Source organism: Dermabacter sp. (genome assembly GCF_032550575.1).
Lineage (GTDB): Bacteria > Actinomycetota > Actinomycetes > Actinomycetales > Dermabacteraceae > Dermabacter > Dermabacter hominis.
In genome coordinates this window covers 40115-60108 of record NZ_JAWFZC010000001.1, presented here as the reverse complement: position 1 = coordinate 60108, position 19994 = coordinate 40115, and the positions used below count along the sequence as shown (strand labels likewise).

General features: G+C 62.1%; 17 protein-coding genes. 7 read left to right on the top strand and 10 right to left on the bottom strand.

Annotation, left to right across the window (positions count from 1 at the left end):
* Nucleotides 1-2: 2 nt before the first annotated feature.
* Together E6X30_RS00285 and E6X30_RS00280 are read left to right on the top strand one after the other, a co-directional pair.
* Nucleotides 3-1502: an MFS transporter gene (locus tag E6X30_RS00285; RefSeq protein WP_016664432.1), complete on the top strand. Its 1500-nt coding sequence runs from the start codon at nucleotides 3-5 to the stop codon at nucleotides 1500-1502.
* Nucleotides 1503-1519: 17 nt separating this feature from the next.
* Entirely contained in the window at nucleotides 1520-2092 is a 573-nt protein-coding gene (locus E6X30_RS00280) for a TetR/AcrR family transcriptional regulator (protein ID WP_016664431.1), read from the top strand.
* Nucleotides 2093-3345: 1253 nt separating this feature from the next.
* Here E6X30_RS00280 and E6X30_RS00275 read toward each other — a convergent pair.
* Both E6X30_RS00275 and E6X30_RS00270 read right to left on the bottom strand, forming a co-directional pair.
* Nucleotides 3346-3702 carry a hypothetical protein gene (locus tag E6X30_RS00275; RefSeq protein ID WP_016664429.1) on the bottom strand — a complete coding sequence of 119 codons (357 nt, stop codon included), beginning with the start codon at nucleotides 3700-3702 and terminating at the stop codon, nucleotides 3346-3348.
* 287 nt (nucleotides 3703-3989) lie between these two features.
* Nucleotides 3990-5363, bottom strand: a complete 1374-nt coding sequence (locus E6X30_RS00270) for a UTP--glucose-1-phosphate uridylyltransferase (protein ID WP_016664428.1) — start codon at nucleotides 5361-5363, stop codon at nucleotides 3990-3992.
* A 51-nt stretch (nucleotides 5364-5414) separates the two neighbouring features.
* Between E6X30_RS00270 and metG the strand changes: the two genes are divergently transcribed.
* From metG to E6X30_RS00255, 3 genes are read left to right on the top strand one after another with little or no spacing between them, the layout of a single operon-like run.
* Nucleotides 5415-7211, top strand: coding sequence for a methionine--tRNA ligase (gene metG, locus E6X30_RS00265; RefSeq protein ID WP_016664427.1), 1797 nt, complete (start codon nucleotides 5415-5417; stop codon nucleotides 7209-7211).
* A gap of 15 nt (nucleotides 7212-7226) precedes the next feature.
* Nucleotides 7227-8000 (top strand): ABC transporter permease, encoded by a 774-nt coding sequence (locus E6X30_RS00260; RefSeq protein ID WP_016664426.1) that lies wholly within the window; start codon nucleotides 7227-7229, stop codon nucleotides 7998-8000.
* A 10-nt stretch (nucleotides 8001-8010) separates the two neighbouring features.
* Nucleotides 8011-8733 (top strand): sirohydrochlorin chelatase, encoded by a 723-nt coding sequence (locus E6X30_RS00255; protein ID WP_016664425.1) that lies wholly within the window; start codon nucleotides 8011-8013, stop codon nucleotides 8731-8733.
* Here E6X30_RS00255 and E6X30_RS00250 read toward each other — a convergent pair.
* The 3 genes from E6X30_RS00250 to nirB are packed head-to-tail and all read right to left on the bottom strand — an operon-like array spanning nucleotide 8714 to nucleotide 13357.
* A complete protein-coding gene (locus E6X30_RS00250; RefSeq protein ID WP_016664424.1) occupies nucleotides 8714-9559 on the bottom strand; it encodes a uroporphyrinogen-III synthase in 846 nt (281 codons plus the stop codon). The two genes, E6X30_RS00255 and E6X30_RS00250, sit on opposite strands and share 20 nt — an antisense overlap.
* An 11-nt stretch (nucleotides 9560-9570) precedes the next feature.
* Nucleotides 9571-10644 carry a uroporphyrinogen-III C-methyltransferase gene (gene cobA, locus E6X30_RS00245; RefSeq protein WP_051120647.1) on the bottom strand — a complete coding sequence of 358 codons (1074 nt, stop codon included), beginning with the start codon at nucleotides 10642-10644 and terminating at the stop codon, nucleotides 9571-9573.
* Between the two features lie 4 nt (nucleotides 10645-10648).
* Nucleotides 10649-13357 carry a nitrite reductase large subunit NirB gene (nirB, locus tag E6X30_RS00240; RefSeq protein WP_316335506.1) on the bottom strand — a complete coding sequence of 903 codons (2709 nt, stop codon included), beginning with the start codon at nucleotides 13355-13357 and terminating at the stop codon, nucleotides 10649-10651.
* A gap of 227 nt (nucleotides 13358-13584) precedes the next feature.
* On the opposite strand from nirB, the gene nirD reads away from it, so the two are divergent.
* Entirely contained in the window at nucleotides 13585-13938 is a 354-nt protein-coding gene (gene nirD, locus E6X30_RS00235) for a nitrite reductase small subunit NirD (protein WP_316335505.1), read from the top strand.
* A gap of 12 nt (nucleotides 13939-13950) precedes the next feature.
* Here the strand turns inward: nirD and E6X30_RS00230 are convergent, their stop codons facing one another.
* The 5 genes from E6X30_RS00230 to E6X30_RS00210 all read right to left on the bottom strand — a co-directional run bounded on the left by E6X30_RS00230 (nucleotide 13951) and on the right by E6X30_RS00210 (nucleotide 18161).
* Nucleotides 13951-14562 (bottom strand): DNA-3-methyladenine glycosylase I, encoded by a 612-nt coding sequence (locus tag E6X30_RS00230; RefSeq protein ID WP_316335504.1) that lies wholly within the window; start codon nucleotides 14560-14562, stop codon nucleotides 13951-13953.
* 98 nt (nucleotides 14563-14660) lie between these two features.
* Complete coding sequence (locus tag E6X30_RS00225) at nucleotides 14661-15515, bottom strand: siderophore-interacting protein (protein ID WP_316335503.1); 855 nt, start codon at nucleotides 15513-15515, stop codon at nucleotides 14661-14663.
* A 112-nt stretch (nucleotides 15516-15627) separates the two neighbouring features.
* Complete coding sequence (locus E6X30_RS00220) at nucleotides 15628-15996, bottom strand: co-chaperone YbbN (protein WP_070435984.1); 369 nt, start codon at nucleotides 15994-15996, stop codon at nucleotides 15628-15630.
* 38 nt (nucleotides 15997-16034) lie between these two features.
* On the bottom strand, nucleotides 16035-17381 hold the full coding sequence (gene hisS, locus E6X30_RS00215) for a histidine--tRNA ligase (RefSeq protein WP_070435983.1): 1347 nt from the start codon (nucleotides 17379-17381) through the stop codon (nucleotides 16035-16037).
* A gap of 48 nt (nucleotides 17382-17429) precedes the next feature.
* A complete protein-coding gene (locus tag E6X30_RS00210; protein ID WP_316335502.1) occupies nucleotides 17430-18161 on the bottom strand; it encodes an MBL fold metallo-hydrolase in 732 nt (243 codons plus the stop codon).
* A gap of 171 nt (nucleotides 18162-18332) precedes the next feature.
* Between E6X30_RS00210 and E6X30_RS00205 the strand changes: the two genes are divergently transcribed.
* The gene (locus tag E6X30_RS00205; RefSeq protein WP_070435982.1) at nucleotides 18333-19916 is read left to right on the top strand and encodes a DUF349 domain-containing protein; all 1584 of its coding nucleotides are present in this window, start codon (nucleotides 18333-18335) and stop codon (nucleotides 19914-19916) included.
* Nucleotides 19917-19994 lie beyond the last annotated feature (78 nt).

Here is a 19994-nt window from a genome sequence, read left to right as displayed (position 1 = left end):
GCATGTCCACGATGACGAAACGGCGACGCTGGTCGCTGCTGGTGACTGTCGGAGCGGGGCTCCTACTGATCACCCTCGACAACTCGATCCTGTACACGGCATTGCCGACACTGACCGAGGACCTTCAGGCATCAAGCACCCAGAGCCTGTGGATCATCAACGCCTACCCCCTGGTGATGGCGGGCCTGCTGCTCGGTAGCGGGACCCTCGGTGATCGCATCGGCCACACGCGGATGTTCGTCGTCGGCCTGGTGATCTTCGGGTTGGCGTCCCTGCTCGCAGCGTTGGCGCCGTCGCCCGAGGTGCTGATCGGTGCACGCGCTGTGCTCGCTGTCGGTGCGGCAGCGATGATGCCGGCAACCCTGGCACTGATCCGCACGTACTTCACGGTCGAGCGCGAGCGGAATTTTGCGATCGCGATCTGGGGCAGCCTGTCGGTCGTCGGGTCCGCTCTCGGTCCGATTCTCGGCGGCACGCTGCTCGAGTTCTTCTGGTGGGGCTCGGTGTTCCTGGTGAACGTGCCCGTAGTGGCGCTGGCGCTGGTTGCTACCTGGTTGATCCGCCCGGCCAATGACCTGGATCCTTCGAAGCGCTGGGATGCCGTGTCTTCGATACTGGTGATGATCGGGCTCGTCGGAACGGTGGTGGCCATCAAGGAGATCGGCCACGCGCCCCCGTCTGTCGCGACCATTGTTGTTGCGCTGCTCGTTGCTGCCATCGGGTTCTGGCTCTTCGTGCGCCGTCAGCGGCGCCTGGAGAATCCGCTGCTGGAGTTCTCCATCTTCCTCAACCCGGCGTTCAGTGCTGGCGTGCTCGCCGCGGCGTTCGCGATGTTCGCCATCGGTGGCATCCAGCTTGTCACCACGCAACGGTTCCAGCAGGTCGTCGGCTTCAGTCCGCTGGAGGCTGGGCTTTTGGTTGCCGTGATTGCCGTGGGCTCGTTGCCGACAGCGCTCCTGGGTGGTGCCTTCTTGCACCGTGTCGGGCTGCTCGCGCTGATCACCGGTGGTCTCGCCGTCGCCACCGGCGGCGTCGTGGTGACGGTAGTCGGGTTCCAATCATCCTTCGGCGTGCTGGTTCTCGGCCTTCTGGTGACGGGTGCCGGTCTCGGAGCTGCCATGTCGGTCGCCTCCACCGCCATCATCGGGAACGTGCCGGTGCGCCGTGCAGGCATGGCCGCTTCCCTCGAAGAGGTCTCCTACGAGTTCGGCAGCCTCATCGCCGTGTCCGTGCTCGGAAGCCTGCTCACGGCCATCTATACCGCCAGTGTTGTCCTCCCCAACGGTGCACCGGCGGCGGCTGGTGACGGTATCGCCGAGGCACTGGAGGCGGCGCAGGGAGACGCCGCCATCATTCAGGCGGCCTCCACGGCCTTCGACTCCGCGTGCCTCGTCGTGATGCTAGTCGTTGCCGGCGTCCTGGCAGCGGCCGCTGTCATCACGGGAGTGCTGCTGCGTCGGTACCTGCCTGGCACGCAGTCACAGCTGCACTCCGAGCACTGACCACGAAAGGACCGCTCATGCGGACCAGCAAACGAGACTCCATCCTCCAAGCCGCCCTCCACGTTGTCGAAACCGACGGCGTCACGGCCGTCACGTACGAATCGGTGGCCGCCGCCTCCGGACTCACCAAAGGTGGGCTGCTCTACCACTTCCCCTCGAAGGACGCCCTGGTGCTCGCGCTGCACGAGCATCTTGCCGAGCGCTGGGACCACGAGATGATCAACGTCCTGGGCAAGGACCCAGACGAGGCAACGCAGGACGAGCGCGTCACCGCCTACGCCCGCGTGAGCGCTCGCAGCGCCACTGGCCCCGAGCTGCTGCTCATGCTCGAGGCGAGCACCGACAGCGAGCTCAACAAGCCGTGGAGAAGGGTCATCTCCCGATGGATACCCGACCCTGCCGAGATTGACCCGACTGACCCTCGGGCGCTGCAGAAGATGGTCGTGTACCTTGCCGCCGACGGACTCTGGCTTAGCGAATCCGTCGGAGCCGCCCCCCTTCCGCCCGAACTGCGCGCCGCGCTGGCAGAGCACCTCGCCCACTCCGTTGCGGACGCAGCCGGAACCTCGAGCAACGCGGCGAACCGATGAGCGCATCCATCTCGTAGATCTGAACCGATCCAGGTTCGCTGCCGCTGCCTTTCGCCTTCTCAAGAGGCTGCTCGTTCGCGGCCTCGTCGAGTCAGTGCCATACAGGGGCACCCCAGCGGGACAGTTACGGCGCAGTAGTTTGCTGTTGCCAATAGGCTCGGTCTCGCCATTTTTGCGACACATCTGTCGCACTGGGTATACCCCATCGACACATCCTTACTCGGAAACGGCCTACCGGGAAACAAAGTCGTCAACACCGTCCCATCACCAAAATCCCAGATATATTTCACCGGCGTCGCCCGCACACTCACAGCCCGACCAAGCATCTCCACCTCAAAAGTCTGCACCCGAGACTCCGCCCACACCACCATGTCCAACCCAATCGGAATCCACTCTCCCGGCGGCCCCAAATGCGCCACAAGCGGCTCCACACCAAGCGACCGAAAATCCTCCTGCGACACCACCGGCATCACAGAACCACCGCCACCCGAGCTCGAAGACGGCGACGAACACCCCGACACACGCTCCGTCCCCAAAATCGGCGCCCCCGTCGATACCTCTACCTCATGTCCCACCACAACTGACGCCCCCGGAAACGCTACCGGACACGCTGCCCGCGCAGTGCGACAAAACGACGTCACAGCAAGCAACCGAAACACATCAGGCCCACCACTACGACAACCCAAATCCCGATCACTCGCCGACACCCACACCCGCCGCGGGCCATCCGTCACCGCATCACGCTTGCCCGAAGGTTTATCCGGCGCCCGCCCATTTGACCCGCCATTAATGGGGCCTCCAGGTTTTCTACCCTCGATTGTCAAAGATCCAGTTTCAGCGACTCCATCAAAATCAATATCTGAGTTCTCTTCACCTAAGACCGGTGCCGACCAACTTGAAATGGCGATTGCCGCACCAATCAACAAGCCGAAAATTTTACCGCGAGACATCGTCCGCCCCTTTCCAAACACCCTCTTGGATCTTCCAAGATCCGTTCAGGTAACGGAGGCGAAATGCTGATGCTTTTCTTTCACTTTTAACCGTTTCACTACTTAGGCCCGGCTCTGTCACCACCACATCGTTGACGGTGTATCAATATTCCACTTGAGTGAAGTCGTCGTTAGTCTCAACGACCCAAATATCATCTTCAGAGATCTCGGCGGGCGAAATATGTTTAGACTTCTTCCGCCACCGATCTATGCCGTCAATAACACGTTGGCAATTTTCGCACTGACGGGAATCAACCACGTTCCCTAGCGGTTCCGTATCGCCCGTGGCATACCCGTAATACATCCATCAACAAAGTACCTAGCTGTCTCCTGGGCGCCCTGATCGGTTTCGTACTTTATGCCCGTGTAGTCCTTGAAATCAGGAGCCTCAAGCGCCGCGTTTTCCGGCGGAAGATTCGGCGTGCGGCCGGACGCTTCACCACCGCCATCACTGCCACCACCCGAATCGGAACCGCCATCATCACTGCTCAGAGGAGAACTGGATGACTGCGCGGCAGGCGTCGGACCACCCGCAGACTCACCACCACAGCCCACGAACCCAGCCGCCACCACAACCGCGACACTCAACGCACCAAGAACCTGTGCCCGCCCGCTCCGCATACACTCCCCCATCCAGCTCGACGCGGCCCCACTCCCCCGAGCGAGGCCCATGTCACATAGCCAACCAGAACGCTAAAGGCTGCGCAACGGGTGTTTGGAAATTGTGGAAGCTCTTCATAGGCGAAGAGAGTTTGGCGAGCCGGCATCCGCTCGACTTAGCGGCGCCTCGCCTCGGCCAGGCGCGTCAATGACGACTGGGCGGCTGCGCAGCATGGAAACGGGGGCCTGGGCGGGCCACATGCACCGCGCCAAACCCCCGCAACCCCTATGCAATTCGAGGAGGGGAACTAGGGGAGGATTCCGCCCTCAGCTCCGAGGGTCACGTCACCTTCAATCCGGACGCCCTCATTGAACGTCCAATCCCCCTCAACGGTGAGCGAAGACGCGTCTTTAAGGCTCGGCGCACCACCCGGGAAACGCTTCTCGAAGTCACCCACGAGCTTGTAGGGGCTGTCGGCGAGCTTGACGAGCGGGGCCTTCTCGATGACCTTCTCAAGAGCGTAATCCTCGGTGAGCTCGTAGACATCGGAGCGCACGAGCAGCAGGTCGCTCGTTGTTTTCACGGGCAGGAAGCGCGAGCGGTCAACGACAATCGCGGTGGCTCCCTCGAACACCTCGATGGCCGCTCCCATCGCCGATTCAATCTGGTAGACGGGAGTGCTCGACTTATCGGAAGGATCAACAGTCTTTTCGTTGCGGATGAGTGGCAGGCCCATGACGCCCTCACGCTCGGTGAGGATCTCCTTGAGCTTCACGAGATCAAACCACAGGTTGTTCGTGTGGAAGAACGGGTGGCGGTGCTCGTCGGTGAAGTAGTCCATCTGCTCCGCCGGGGTTTGGGCGGTGTCGCGCAGGATAAGGCGAGAGTCGGACTTACGGATAGCGAGGTGGCCTCCCTTGCGGTCCGCTGCTGTGCGGCGGCACAATTCAGCAGCGTAAGGGGCGCCGGAAGCGGCAAACCAGCCGGCAATCTCGGGCGAGGGAACGGTGCCGAGGTTGTCTGAATTCGAAATTGAAGCGTAGCGGAACCCCTGTTCGAGCAGGGCATCAAGCACGCCCGAGGTGAGAAGGGCCGTGTAAATATCGCCGTGGCCCGGCGGGCACCATTCCAGCTCCGGGTTCTCGGGGAATTCGACGGGCGTGAGATCGTCGCGGCGAAGCTTCGGTTCCTTATTCTGAAGGAAGTCGAGCGGCAAATCCCCCACCTGAAGGTCGGGATATTTAGCGAGCACCTCGAGAGTGTCCTCGCGCGTGCGGAACGAGTTCATAAACAGCAGCGGGAGGCGGGCGCCAGTCTTCTTTCGAGCGGCGAGCACCTGTTCGACGATGATCTCGAGGAAGCTCTTGCTATCGCGAACAGGGAGGAGCGACTTCGCGCGATCCATGCCCATCGAGGTGCCAAGCCCACCATTGAGGTTGATGACAACGAGCTTCGAGAAAGCATCCTTCGCAACCTCGGGATCAACCTCGACATCGGCGAGTCGATCCACCTCGGTCAGTGGCGAGATCGTCTCTTCCGGGATCGAACCGGTCACGCCCTGCTCGAGCTGGTGGTAAAAGTCGCTGAAGACGTTAATGGCAGCTTCCGCCACGCCCGCCTCGCGCATTTTCTGCTGAGCGAGGGTGAGTCCGGTGGCATTCGTGTCGTTGTCGTAACTCATGCCCCCAGGATAAGGCGCTTCCCTCATAAAAAGTCGTAGAATTGGAGCCCTATGAGTACTGTGCTTTCTGCTGTTGCCTGGCCCTATGCAAATGGACCCCGCCACATCGGCCACGTTGCCGGATTCGGTGTCCCTTCCGATGTGTTCTCGCGCTACATGCGAATGGCCGGGCACGACGTGCTCATGGTCTCGGGAACCGACGAACACGGCACGCCAATTCTCGTGGCCGCTGATCAGGAGGGCATCACGGCGCGGGAACTCGCGGACCGCAACAACCGCGTGATCGTCGAGGACCTCGTCAATTTGGGTCTTTCCTACGACCTTTTTACTCGCACGACCTCGGGCAACCACTACGCGATCGTGCAGGAAATGTTCACGACTGTGCGGGACAACGGCTACATGATTGAGCAGGTCACCCGCGGCGCAATTTCCCCCTCGACCGGCCGCACTCTCCCCGACCGCTACATCGAGGGCACGTGCCCTCTGTGTAAAACGCCGGGTGCTCGCGGCGATCAGTGCGATGCGTGCGGCAACCAGCTCGACCCGACCGATCTCATCGACCCGGTCTCCCGTATCAATGGCGAAACCCCGAAGTTCATCGAAACAACGCACTATTTCCTAGACCTTCCCGCACTCGCCGACGCACTCGGAGCGTGGCTTGACGAGCGCGAGGCGACGGGGCTGTGGCGCCCGAACGTCATCCGCTTTAGCCAGAACATCCTCAAGGACATCAAGCCGCGCGCGATGACCCGCGATATCGACTGGGGCATTCCAGTTCCGGGGTGGGAGGATCAGCCCACGAAGCGCCTGTACGTGTGGTTCGATGCGGTGATTGGCTATCTTTCGGCGTCAATTGAGTGGGCACGCCGCTCGGGTGACCCCGAGGCCTGGCGCAAGTGGTGGAACGATCCGGAGGCTCTTTCCTACTACTTCATGGGCAAGGACAACATCGTCTTCCACTCACAGATCTGGCCGGCCGAGTTGATCGCCCACAACGGGGGCGGCAGCAAGGGCGGTGAGCCCGGCAGGCTTGGCACGCTTAATCTTCCGACGGAGGTTGTGAGCTCGGAGTTCCTCACGATGGAGGGGAAGAAATTCTCGAGTTCCAAGGGCGTCGTTATTTATGTGCGCGATGTTCTCGAACGCTACCAGGCCGATGCACTGCGCTACTTCATTTCCGCGGCGGGCCCTGAGAACCAGGATGCCGACTTCACGTGGAGCGAGTTCGTGTCACGCACGAATAACGAGCTCGTTGCCGGATGGGGCAATCTTGTGAACCGAACGGCCGCGATGATCGCGAAAAACGTCGGTGAGATTCCCGCCGCCGGTGAATTCACGGATGCCGATAACGCCCTTCTCGCGAAGGTCACCGAGGGCTTTGACACCGTCGGAAACCTCATTCGTACCCACCGCCAGCGTGCCGCGATTAGCGAGATTATGCACCTCGTGGGTGAGGCAAACGCTTATGTCTCGGCGACCGAGCCGTTCAAGCTCAAAGCGGAGGAGGAACGGCCCCGCCTGCTCACGATCCTTCACGTGCTCGCGCAGGTCGTCACCGACCTCAACACCATGCTTGCGCCGTTCTTGCCGTTCTCTGCGAACGAGGTGGAGAAGGTGCTGGGCGGCACTCTTGAGGTTGCGCCGATGCCGCGCATCGAAGAGGTCGACGATCTCGACGCCGACGGCTCATACCCGATTATTACGGGCGACTACACGAACGTTCCTGCGTGGGGCCATCGCCCGGTCACGGTCGGGGCGCCTGTCGCGAAACCGAAGCCGATCTTCCGCAAGCTCGATCCGAGCATCATCGAAGAGGAACTCGAGCGCCTCGGTGTCGATAAACAGTAGGTTCGGGAGCTGGGCGTGAGCACATCTGTTCTTCTCGCGACTGCTTTCGCTCTCGCTCTGTGCCTCACTTTGACGCTCGCGCTCCGGCGTGCGTGGAGCATTCCCAAGTGGGCGGATCCTGCCGTGGCCCTCGTGCGGGCACTTTTGCAGCTTGCGATCCTCGCAAGCGTCCTTAGCCTCGCGATCACGAACGTTGCGTACGTCTTTCTCGCGCTGCTCGTCATGCTCGGCTTTGGCATCTGGACCTCGTCGAGGCGACTTGGCGGTGATGCACGCACCGTTGTGCTCGTCGCGATCTCGATGAGCACGGCTGTAGCGGTGTCTGTTCTTACCGTCTTCCTCACGGGGGCACTGTCCTTCACGGGACAAAACCTCCTTGCCTTCGGCGGCATTATTACGGGTAATGCCATGAGCGTCGTGACCCTCTCAGGCCGTAGGCTCAGCCAGGACGTCGCGCAGCATTGGGGTGAGATCGAGGGGTGGCTCGGTCTCGGTGCAACGAATCGCCGGGCGGTGCGCGATATCGCGTCCAAGGCCATGAGCGAAGCCCTCATCCCGAATGTGGATCAAACCCGTGTCACGGGAATTGTGACCATGCCAGGGGCGTTCGTGGGGGCCGTGTTCGCGGGTGCTTCCCCGCTTGAAGCTGGCCGGTTCCAGCTGCTCGTGCTCGCGGGCATCATGGCAACCGGCACGATCGCGGCAGCACTCATAATGTGGGGATCCGATCCCGTTGCCGCCGGCCGGCCGGGGCGCGCCGATAATATCAAGGAAGCGCACGTCGGGTAGGGTTTTTGGCATGACGTTATCGACCGCCCCCGCATTGATAGGTATCGCCCACGGAAGCCGCAACCCCGATGCCGCAGCCGTGACCGAGTCCCTCGTTTTCGCTGCGGGAGCCCGCCTCGGCGTCGAGGCTCACGCTGCCTATCTAGAGGATTTTGCCTCGCCTTCAATTACCGAGGTTGCGAAAATGCTCGCTGAACACGGGTATTCCTCCGCTGTCGCGGTGCCGCTTCTATTCACCGAGGCCTATCACGCGACTGAGGACGCACCGAGCGAGCTGCGCGAGGCGAAAGCCGCCCACGGGATCGAACTCGTGCAGGCCGAGGTGCTCGGCACGGGCGCAGAGATGGTGGACGTCCTCGCAACTCGGCTCGACCAGGGCGAGGGTGAGAATCCACGCGGCGAGATCATCCTCCTCGCGGTTGGCTCGTCGCGCCCGGGTGCAAACGAAGCGGTTCAAGCGCTCGGCGATGACCTCGCCGCATCCACGAGACGGAGCGTCCACGTACGTTTTGCCACGTGCGAGCCGCGCCTCAACGATCGCCTCGAAAACGCCAAAGGCCCAGGAACTGTGCTGCCACTATTTGCCGCCCCCGGCTTGCTGCTCGATAGGGCGCGCGAGCGCGCCCGGGACGCGGGCTGGGTGGTCCTCGATCATCTCGGCGACGCCCTCGCTCCGATCGTGGCTGCGCGCTACGAAAGCGCGCTTTCTCGACTCAGCGCTCGCGAGACCTGAGCTTCTCTCCCATGAGCTTGACCATTGCGCCGAGCCTTTCGCGCTCGGGGTAAAGCGGGCGCAGCCCCTCGTCCTCAAGCGGCTCGGCGGTCACGTGTCCGACGGCAACCGGGCACACATCGCTGTCGAGAGCTTCGAGAAGCTGTGTGCGAGCCCCCATCTCCTCCGCGACTTGGAAGAGCGCGACTACGGCTGGCGCCGCGGTGAACGTCACCGCATCGACCTCTCGTGCGATGATCGCGTTCACGAGAGTGTGGACCGGTGCGAGGTCCTCGGCGAGTTCCCACCGATACGGTGCCACAACGTAGAGTTCACGGTCGCCGAGCGGCGCGAGAGCCTTGTCTGGGACGTATCCGTGGCGCTGAAGCCCCACTGGCCCATCGGCGATACCGAGTTCGAGCGCGAGCTCGACCATCGACGTGCTCGTTTCCTTCTCGCTGCTCGGAGCGTCGGGAAGCCCCCACTTGCGAACGGTGCCACGGCCTTTAGATCCGCGGCAAATGATCTGTGTCGTGGAGAGGTAGTCGAGGACCTGCTGCTTGAGAGGATCCTCAAGGATGTCGAGCCATGAATTGATGCCCTGCCCGGTCGTCACGAAGAACGTCGGCGGGGCTGCCTCAAGAAGAGCATGGGTTTCTTCGATCAGTGCCGTGTCGTCTTCGACTGGAACGATGCGCATCGTGGGAGCGTGGAATGCTTCGGCTCCGGCGCGCTCGAGAGCAGCGATTTGGTCGTCGGCACGTCGTGTAGCGGTCACGGCCACGCGCAGACCGGCAAGAGGACGCTCAGTTGGTTCGGCTGCGGCGGTCGGGTTAGGGATGCTCATGGGAACTCCTCTTATTCGGTAGCGGCGAGCGGGGTTGTTTCGGCGAGTTCTGCCGAGGTTTCCCGGACGTTGACGACGTCACCGATCACGATTATCGCCGGGTTCGTCACGTTGCGCGAACGGGCATCCTCGATCGCAGCGCCGAGCGTTGTAAACGTATGGCGCTCGTGGGCGGTGTAACCCTGCTCTAAGAGCGCGACGCCAGTGGACTCCGGCAGACCAGCCGCTCGCAAGCCCGCAACGGTTGAGGGGAAGGTTGCCACTCCCATGAGAATCACGATCGTCCCGCCAAGCGCGACGAGGGCCGAAAGCTCGGCATTGTTAAACGGCTGGTGGCCCGAGATGATCGTGACCGCGCGCGTTACATTGCGATAGGTTGCCGAGACGCCCGCATGGGCGGGAACGCTGAGCGCACTCGTGATTCCAGGGACGATGTCGACGCGGATGCCGTGAGCGGCGAGAAACCGCCATTCTTCTCCCCCGCGCCCAAAAATGAACACATCGCCACCCTTGAGCCGCACCACCCTCGCCCCTTCGCGCGCAAAGGCGAGCATTGTGTCGTTTATGCGCTCTTGCGACATTTTGTGGCGTCCCGGGGCCTTACCAACGTCGAGAACGAGTGCGCCAGGCGCGAGATCCATGACATTGAGCGCCACGCCCAGACGATCGAGAAGAATGACGTCGGCGCGCAGGGTCGCCTTGAGCGCGGCTACGGTCAGGAGGTCCGGCTCCCCCGGCCCTCCACCCACGAGGGTGACAGCGCCGGGCGTGTGGGCGCGATTGTCCGACGGTTCCTGGTCTTCGGAAAGCGTCACTTTCTCGGCGTGAGGCGGGCAAGCGTCGGAACGAATCTGCCCACGTGGCTCGCTCGCCCACTGAAGCACGAGCGCCTCGTGCCCGAGTTCCCGCGCCTGTTGATCGAAACTGCACGCGCGCTCGTGCTGGGCCGCATCACCGAGGTAAACAATGGCGCCTTCGCGGGCAAGCGCCTGCGCAGCACGCCAACCGGCGGGACCGCGGTGATCCGTCAGATCAACGACGCGGCCCCGCCACTGGTGTGCAACAGAGAGGTCAGAAGCCTTCACGAAGCTACTGGCGTTCGAGGACCTGCTCGGCGGGAACCTCTTGGCCGTGCGCATCGCGGAAGGAGATCACTGGACCGGAGATGAGCACCTGTTCGCGCTCCTCGAGCGTGGCCGGGCGGTTCTGATCGCGCATCGGCACGCGCGCGAATAGCGGATCTGGCGTGTCGGGGGCGTTGATGAAGGACCGGAAGCGCGAAAACTTCTGGGGATCCTTCACGGCCTCGACCCATTCGTCCTTGTGGTTGTCCACGAACTTCTGCATCTCGTGCTCCCACTGCTCGCCCATGCCGAGTGAATCCTCAAGCACGGCTTCCTTAACGTGGTCGATGCCCCGAGCCTCAACCCATGAGGCAGTGCGCTGAAGCTTGTCGGCATCCGAGATGTAGTACATGAGGAAACGGTCGACGTACTTTACGAGCTCTTCGTCACTCAAATCGTGCGCAAACTCGTCGGCGTGGCGCGGCGTGAAGCCACCGTTGCCGCCAACGTAAAGGTTCCAACCCTTATCTGTCGCGATCACGCCGATGTCCTTGCCGCGCGCCTCCGCACATTCGCGCGCGCAGCCCGACACACCGAGCTTGAACTTGTGCGGCGAACGCAGGCCCTTGTAGCGGTTCTCGAGGAGCACGGCCATGCCAACCGAGTCCTGCTGGCCGAAGCGGCACCAATCCGTACCCACGCAGCTCTTGACCGCGCGAAGGCTCTTGCCATAGGCCTGGCCCGATTCAAACCCGGCCTCCACGAGGCGCGTCCAGATATTCGGAAGCTGCTCAAGGCGGGCACCGAACAGACCGATGCGCTGCGCGCCTGTGATCTTCGTGTACAGGTTGAAGTCTCGTGCAACCTCAGCGAGGACAACGAGAGCTTCGGGGTTCACCTCACCGCCAGGCATGCGCGGGATCACCGAGTAGGTGCCGTCCTTCTGCATGTTCGCGATGAAGCGGTCGTTCGTGTCCTGAAGCTCCTGGAGCCCTTTGCCGAGGATGTAATCATCGCGGAGCGACGCGAGGATCGACGCGACGACGGGCTTACACACGTCACAGCCATTGCCCTTGCCGTAGCGGCCAATGACTTCGGGGAAGCTCTTGAGGTCGTGTTCCTTAACGATCTGGAAGAGCTCGGCGCGAGGCATCGAGAAGTGCTCGCAGAGGCCGCGCGACATGGCAATGCCGGACTTCGCGAGCTCGTTTCCAAGGATCTTGGTCAAAAGCGGCACACACGAGCCACATTGAGTTCCGGCCGTCGTTGCGGCCTTGATCGACGGAATGTCGTGGCACGCTTCGGCGAAGTCACCCTCACCGTTAATCGCTGCCTTGATGGTGCCCGCGGAAATGTTGTTGCACGAGCAGACGATGACGTCGTCGGGCATGTCGCCGGAATCGGGAACTTCGCCGCCGCCGGCTGCAAGATACGCCGCCGGATCTCCCGGAAGTTCACGACCGATGTAGGCGCGAAGCGTCGAGTAGTTAGAAGCGTCGCCCACGAGGATGCCGCCGCGGAGGACGGCCGCGTCAGGACTCATGACGAGGCGCTGATAAATGCCGCGGGTGGGATCGGCGTAGACCACGTCGAGCGAGTCTTTCTCGGCGCCCTTCGCATCGCCGAAGCTCGCGACATCGATGCCAGAAAGCTTGAGCTTGGTCGAGCCGTCAATTTCGCCGAAGAGCTTCTCGCCACCAAGGAGCTGATCGGCGACGACCTCGGCCATCGTATTGGCGGGGGCAACGAGACCGATCGTGCGGCCTTCCATCGCGGCGCATTCACCAATCGCCCACACGTGTTCGACCGAGGTGCGGCAATCCTGACCGACCATGATGCCGCCGCGCGGGCCCATCTCGAAGCCGTTGACCTTACCGAGTTCGTCGCGAGGGCGGATGCCAACAGCGAGGCACACGAGATCGGCGTCAAGCTCGGTCCCATCGGAAAGTTTGACGCCACGAACGTTTGAGGCAGCAGCGTTAATGGCCTCTTCGTCCGCGGTATTGCCCTTGCGGTACTCAATGCGCGGTAGAACTTGCTCGAGACTCACACCCGTATGGAGCACAATGCCGCGCTGCTCGATAAGGCGGTTGAGGAGGTTGCCACCGCCTTCGTCAAGCTGAGCCGGCATGAGCCATCCGGCGAGCTCGACGAGGTGAACTTCGTAGCCCTCGCTCGCGAGGCCACCGGCGGCTTCGAGGCCGAGGAGACCGCCGCCGAGAACAATGGCCTTACCCGTGCGCTTTTCATCGTCCTTGAGCGCCTCAACCGTCGCGCTCATGCCGTCGACGTCGTCAACGGTGCGGTATACGAACACGCCCTTCGTGTCCCAGCCATTGATGGGAGGCGTAAAAGCGTTAGATCCGGTCGCCAGTACTAGCTCGTCGTAACCGTACACAGTGCCGGAGGAGGTGCGCACGAGCTTCGATTCGGTATCGATCGAGTTCACGCGATCGCCGAGGCGCAGGTCAATGTGCGGGTCTTCCCACAGCGAGCGATCGCCAAGTGTCAGGTCGTAGCTCTTATCCCAACGCTTCGCGAGATTGACGCGATCGTAAGGCTCAACCTTCTCTTCCGAGATGACTGTGATCTTGTAGGCGCCTGCTTTATCGCGCGCCTGCATCGTTTCCGCGAAGCGTTGGGCGGCAGGTCCGCCACCAACGACAACGACGTGCTTGACGAGAGTTTCCTCGCCAGCGGTTTCAGAGTTGGGGGCAACGTCGGCAGTGCTCACGGCAGCTCCTACATCAAGGCTAGGGGTGTAGACGTGGTCTCACCCTACACAAAATCTGCCGTCGTTTTCGAGTACAGTGGAGTTGCAAGAACGAGGGATTTTTGCGTCACCCCACAGGAGTCCCGCATGGGACTTTGGTCCGCGAAGTCGCAGGCCAGATACCGTACTGGCCGCATTCCCCCGTCATCGACATTGCCCGCCACTTGAGCCGACAAGCGAGGACACCCATGAGCAACTGGCAGAGCATCTGCAAGGAGAACGACATCAACCAGGATCTGCCTGAAGCGGCACTTTTCGGCACCGAGCAGGTTGCCGTAGTGAAGGCCTGGGACGGCAAGATTTACGTCGTCTCAAACGTGGATCCGCGTACCCAGCAGGGCGTCATGTCGCGCGGCATCGTTGGCGACCGCGACGTCGAAGGCGCGCGCCGTGCGACACTCGCGAGCCCCATTTACAAAGAGGTCTACGATCTCGAAACCGGCAAGTGCTACGCCAACGACGCCTACACCCTGCCCGTGTACGCCTCACGCGTGAGCGATGGCGTGATCGAAGTCGATCTCGATTCTAAAAATCCGGCCTGAGCGCACGCGTTCTTAGCCGGCCTCGCCGGCCATGCGGCGACCGTCGGAATCGAATATGCCCGAGCTGCCGCGCCGCGGTGAGGTGACGAGGTGCGTGTCGACGATGCCGATCGCCTCCATGAGGGCGAAGCAGGTCGTGGGCCCCACAAATGAAAACCCGTGCGCCTTGAGATCAGCGGACATACGCGCCGAGGTCTCATCGCGCGTGGGAATCTCCTCCTGAGTTCGGGGCGCGTAGGTCTTTTCTGGGACATAGCTCCACAGGAGCCGCGCAAGATCGGTGCCGTCATCGCGCAGCGCTTGCGCGGCACGAGCGTTGCCGATGACCGCCTCATTTTTCCGACGGTTGCGGATGATCCGCTCATCCTCCATGAGCCGTTCGATGTCGCTCTCCCCCATAGCTGCGACACGATCGACCGCGAATTGGTGGAAGACCTCGCGGAAAGCATCGCGCTTCGTCAGAATCGTTTTCCACGACAAACCGCATTGGAATACTTCGAGGCTCAGGCGTTCGAATACGCCCTGTTCATCGGTGACGGGAACTCCCCACTCGGTGAGGTAGTAGTGCTCCATAAGCTCGCTTGTGCGTGCCCAGCTTGGCAGCGTGGTGAGAGTACTGTTCATGCTTCGAGACTAGCGACTGCTCTTCGCAGCATGTTCTCGGCAGTGCAAGGACTTGGAAAACACCAAGGTGTGGAGCACGAGCCGTAGCAAGACCGCCCTCAATCGGGGTCAATGCGACCGATCGCTTCGCGCTTTTCTGCCTGGAATCGATCTTCCACTCGGCCGAGCGCCCAATACGCCGAGATCGAAATGTCTTCGCGCGCAATTCCTCTTTCGCGCACGAGATGGGCACGCAACTGCTTCGTGAGGCCGCGTTCGGCGTGGCAAAAGACATGGACACCGCGCTTGTCGATGATGCCGTGTGGAATATCGAGCGTTTCGACAGCCACGAGCAGCCCCTCGCGCGCTCCAACAACCCATTCGAGCGAAAAGCCCTCCGGGTGAGAAAGAGAGAGAATATCGGCTTCGTCCTCGACGTGAATGACGGCGTGGCCCCGTGCGCTCGACGGCATTACCTCCAGCGCGGCGGCGATCGCCGGGACTGTTGCGTGATCCCCCACGAGGACGTGGAGATCGGCTTCTGGGTGCGGCGAATAGCCACCACCGGCCCCCATGACCGCGATTTGGTCACCTTCGTGCGCACGTGTGGCCCAGTCGGATGCAAGGCCGTGCTGACCCGGAGCGTTGTGCACGACAACGTCAATCCAGAGCCGTTCATTCGCATCATCCCAGCGGCGGACCGTATACGTGCGGCGTGCGGGCAGGAGTTCGGGGGCCTCGTCTCGCAGCCGATCCATGTCGAAGGGTGCTGCTAGACCGCTTCCCGGCTGTGGCAAAAGGAGCTTGACGTATGCGTCCGTACACGAATTGCGGTTGAGCTTTACGTAGTCAGAGCCGCCAAGGCAGAGCCTCACGAGGTTCTTACTCACCTGCGTCTTGTCCTGAACTGTGAGCACGGCCTGCTGGCGCTTGGTTTTGCCACGGGGAGGGGCTGCGGCGCTGTCCGATATCATGCGCAGCACTATACCGACAGCTCCCCATTTTCAAAACCTCGCACTTTCAAAAAAGGGAAGAGGCTCGCCGTTCCTGGCGAGCTTCTTCCCTCTTGCGGAGAGCAAGTGCTTACTAGCCCTGTTTTGCCTGCTGCTCTTCGTAGGCCTTGCGGACCTCGTCCATGTTGAGGCCGCGCACTTGCGAGATAAGCGAGTCGAGGTCAGCCTGGCGAAGGGCGCCGGGCTGGCCGAACACGGGGATGCCATCGCGGTACGCCACGATGGTGGGGATCGACGTTGCGCCGTACTGCATTTGCAGTTCGGTTTGGTCCTCCGTGTCAACCTTCGCGAAGGTCACGTCGGGGTTCTCCTCCGAGGCCTTCTCGAAAATCGGGGCGAAGCGCTGGCACGGACCGCACCACTCTGCCCAGAAGTCGATGAAGACGATCCCGTCCTTGACGAGTTCGTCGTGGTTTTCCTTGGTCATTTCTACGGTTGCCATGTCGTTTCTAACTCCCTCAAAGGCGTTCTTATTTCAGGTTATTTGGTCGAGGTGGTCGCCACCACACGCGCGGTCATGTCGTCTTTTGGTGGCTGCCACGTATGCGCGTCGGCTGGGGTCTGTTCGCCGCTGCGAATGTCTTTGACTTCTCCCCTGCCATCCTCGGAGGGGAAGAACACGAAGGGAATACCGCGGCGATCCGCGTACTTGATCTGCTTGCCGAACTTCGCGGCACTCGGTGCGACTTCGGCAGAAATACCTCGCGAACGCAGCACACGGGCGACGTCGACGCTCGCCTCACGGTGCTCCTCGTCCGCTACCGCGACGAGTGCGACGGTCGGCACCGCCCTCGTGGAGGTCGCGAGCGACCGCGTCACGAGCCGCGAGACAAGACGAGAAAGACCAATCGACAGACCAACGCCCGGGTAGGAGTGGCGGTTGTCGGTTGCGAGCGTGTCGTACCGGCCGCCCGAGCAGATCGAACCAAGGTCCTCGTGGCCCTCTACGAAGGTTTCGAACACCGTTCCCGTGTAGTAGTCGAGACCTCGCGCGATCGAGAGATCGGCGATGCAAGCACCCGGCACCGAGGCGTTGACGGTGCGGATCACGAAGCTCAGCTCCTCGAGTGCGTGCGTAATCGCCTCGCTCGAGACGCCAAGTGCGTTGACTTTCTCGGCAAGGTCCTCATGGGTCGCCTTGATCCGCGCGAAGGCGAGGCAGCCGTCGGCCTGCTCTTCGCTCGCTCCCGCGTGCTCGATAAGGAGTGTGCGCACCTCCGCTTCGCCAACCTTGGCGAGCTTGTCGAGCTGCCTGAGGACACCTTCGATGTCGGTGAGCCCCAGTGCCTCGAAGACGCCCTGCGAAAGCTTGCGATTGTTCACCGAGATCGTGAAGCCAGGAATCGGGAGTTTTCCGAGCACCTCGGCCATCACGATCGCGACGTCGGCATCCATGTGAGAGGGCAGCGTATCTTGCCCAATGATGTCTATATCCGCTTGATAAAACTCGCGGAAACGACCGTCCTGGGGGCGTTCGCCGCGCCATACCTTTTGAATCTGGTAACGGCGGAAGGGGAACGCGAGATCGTTTTGATGCTCGAGAACATACCGCGCAAGCGGGACGGTGAGGTCGAAGTGAAGGCCGAGCTTCTGGCCCTCCTTATCGCGATCCTCATCGTCGGCTTGAAGGCGCGAGATCAGGTAGACCTCTTTGCTGGTCTCCCCTTTGCGCAGAAGTTGGTCGAGCGGCTCAACCGCACGGGTCTCGATATTGGAGAAGCCGTGCAGCTCTGCGACATCCCGGAACGTGTCCATCACGTGCTGCTCGATGCGGCGCTCGGCAGGGAGCCATTCGGGAAATCCGGAAAGCGGCGTCACTTTCGCCATGGGCTATTCTCCTTGACAAGTTGTGGTGTCTTCTACGCTGATTCAGCCTCAGAAGGCGGTGCGCAGGTATCCATTATCCGCGAGTTCGTCCCGGAAGACGCTCAAGGGGCCGTGACCCGGCACAATCACTGCCTCAGCATGGCCAAGAGCGCCCCCTCGAAGCTTCGTAAGCGAAGCTTTCATCTCCTCAGGGTTGCCGCCCGGCAGATCGGTGCGGCCGATCGTTCCCTTGAACAGCACGTCTCCGGTGAAGGCCAGGGCGGGCGCGGTGAGGGCACGCGGCGTCACACCGACGAGCGGATTGATGTGCACGGGACCGTCGAAGAAATAGAGTGTCGAGCCTTCTGTGTGTCCGGGGTACGCGTGTGCGACGAGGCGCAGGTTCCCCGCATCGAGAACATCGCCGTCTCCAAGGGGCCGCACGTCCGCGGGCTTAGACCAGCCGCGCGCGTCCCAGCGGGGCCGGATCTGGTTGGTAAACGCCGACGGTAGCTGGCCCATAGGGTCCTCAAGCCTGTACTCGTCGCGAGCACCCACGTACACCGGCACGTTGAACTGCGAGGCTAGGAGGGCGGCGTCGGCAACGTGGTCGAGGTGCCCGTGAGACACGAGGATCGCTCGCAGGTTGAGGCCCTGCTCCCCAAGCACGTTCGTAACTTCCTCGTGGACCTCGAGCCCGGGGTCCACGACGAGAGCGTCGGTTCCGTCATTCAGGATCGAGCACGTGGCACTCAAATAGGGGGACAGCACAAAATCGAGGGTGGCGCGCACATCAGTCATGCCTACCATCGTGCCGCGTTTCCCATGCCGCGGCATCGAATTCCGTTCGCAGTGTTATCCGCGATACAGTTTTAGGTAATGCCGTGGCTAATGCGCCGCCGTTGGTGCGAGGCAATATGCCCCGTCCCCTGTCCGAGGCACCCCGGTGCCCTCGAATCCTAGGAGAAGCTCGTGAACGAGAACGACCAGAACACCCCCGAGAACCCCGCCGCGCCTGAGGCCCCTGCAACGCCTGAGGCCCCTCAATCCCCTCAGGCCACGCACGCCCCTGACTCAGCAGAGGCAAGCGCGCAGGCCACCGAAGCAGAAGCGCCAAAAGCGGCGGAGGCGTCGGACGAAACAGCCGAGACGTCGGCACCTAAGCCCAGTGCCCCAAAGCCGGGAGCACCAAAGCCCAGCGCCCCTAAGCCCGGCTCCCCCGCACAGCTTAAAGGTAAGGCGCCGCGCACCCCGCTCGTTCCTATCGTTCCCACTGCAACAAGCTACGACGACGCCAAGGTCACCGAAGCCCTCACGTTCGGCGATGTGACCGACGAAGGCACCGTCACGGTGAAGGACGGCACCCAGATCCGCGAAATCGGCACCGTTGAAAAAGGCACCGAGCGCGAGAAGGCTCTCACCCCCTTCGCCCACGCCTACCTCGATCTGAGCGCCTTCCTCGACGTGGTCGAGCAGAAGCTCCAGGTTCCCGGGCTCACCCAGGCAGACCTCAACCGCATCCTCGAGCAGATGCGTAAGAACATGAAGGAGCCGAAGGTCGTCGGCGACATCCCCGCGCTGCGCGAACGCGCCCACGAACTTCGAGAGAAGGCGAAGGAGCTCATCGGCGAGCTTGAGAAGGCACGCCTCGCTGCCCGCGAGGAGTCGACTAAGAAGCGCACCGCGTTCGTCGAAGGAATCGAGGAGCTCGTCGCCACCGACTCCCACCGCATCTCCTGGAAGAAGGCCGCCGAGACGATGCGCTCGATGGTGCCGAATTGGAAAGAGATGCAAAAGAACGAGGTGTCGCTCGAACGGGAAGTCGAGGACAAGCTGTGGAAGCGCCTCTCAGCCGCCCGAAGCGAATTTGACCGCAAGCGCCGGGCGCACTTCAGTGAGCTCGATGAACAGCACGCGAAGGCGGAAAAGATCAAGGCACGCCTCATCGAACAGGCGGAGGCTATCCGGGACTCTGAAGACTTCGGCCCTACGGCCCGAGAGTTCCGCTCGCTCATGGATCAGTGGCGTGCTGCTCCCCGCGGTAACCGCAAGAAGGACGACGCCCAGTGGGCAAAGTTCAAAGCCGCGCAGGATTCCTTCTTTGATCGCCGCAACGCCGACCTCAAGAAAATCGAGGCGGAACAGTCCGAAAACCTCAAAGTGAAGGAAGCCCTCCTCGCCGAGGCTGAGGCTCTTTTGCCCATCACCGATTTGGACAAGGCAAAGGAGCAGTTCCGCTCGATCGAGGACCGCTACGACGCCGCTGGCCGTGTCCCCCGCAACGCGATGCGTCGCGTCGAGGACCGTATCCGCGCCGTTCGCGCCGCGTTCCAGAAGGCTGAGGACGACGAGTGGCGCCGGACCGACCCGCGCACCAAGGCGCGCGTCGAGGGCGCCTCCTCGCAGCTGCACGCAGCCATCGCGAGCTACGAAGAGGATCTCGAGAAGGCCAAAGCCACGGGCGATGCAAAGAAAATCGAGAAGGCGCAGGCCGCTCTCGATGCCCGACGCGAATGGCTCGAAGTGATCGAGCGTAGCGCTAAAGATCTTGGCTAGGCGTTGAACTTGCTCAACAACTAAAGTTCTCCACAATGAAAGGCGGGTGCCCTGCGGGCTCCCGCCTTTCGTGTGATT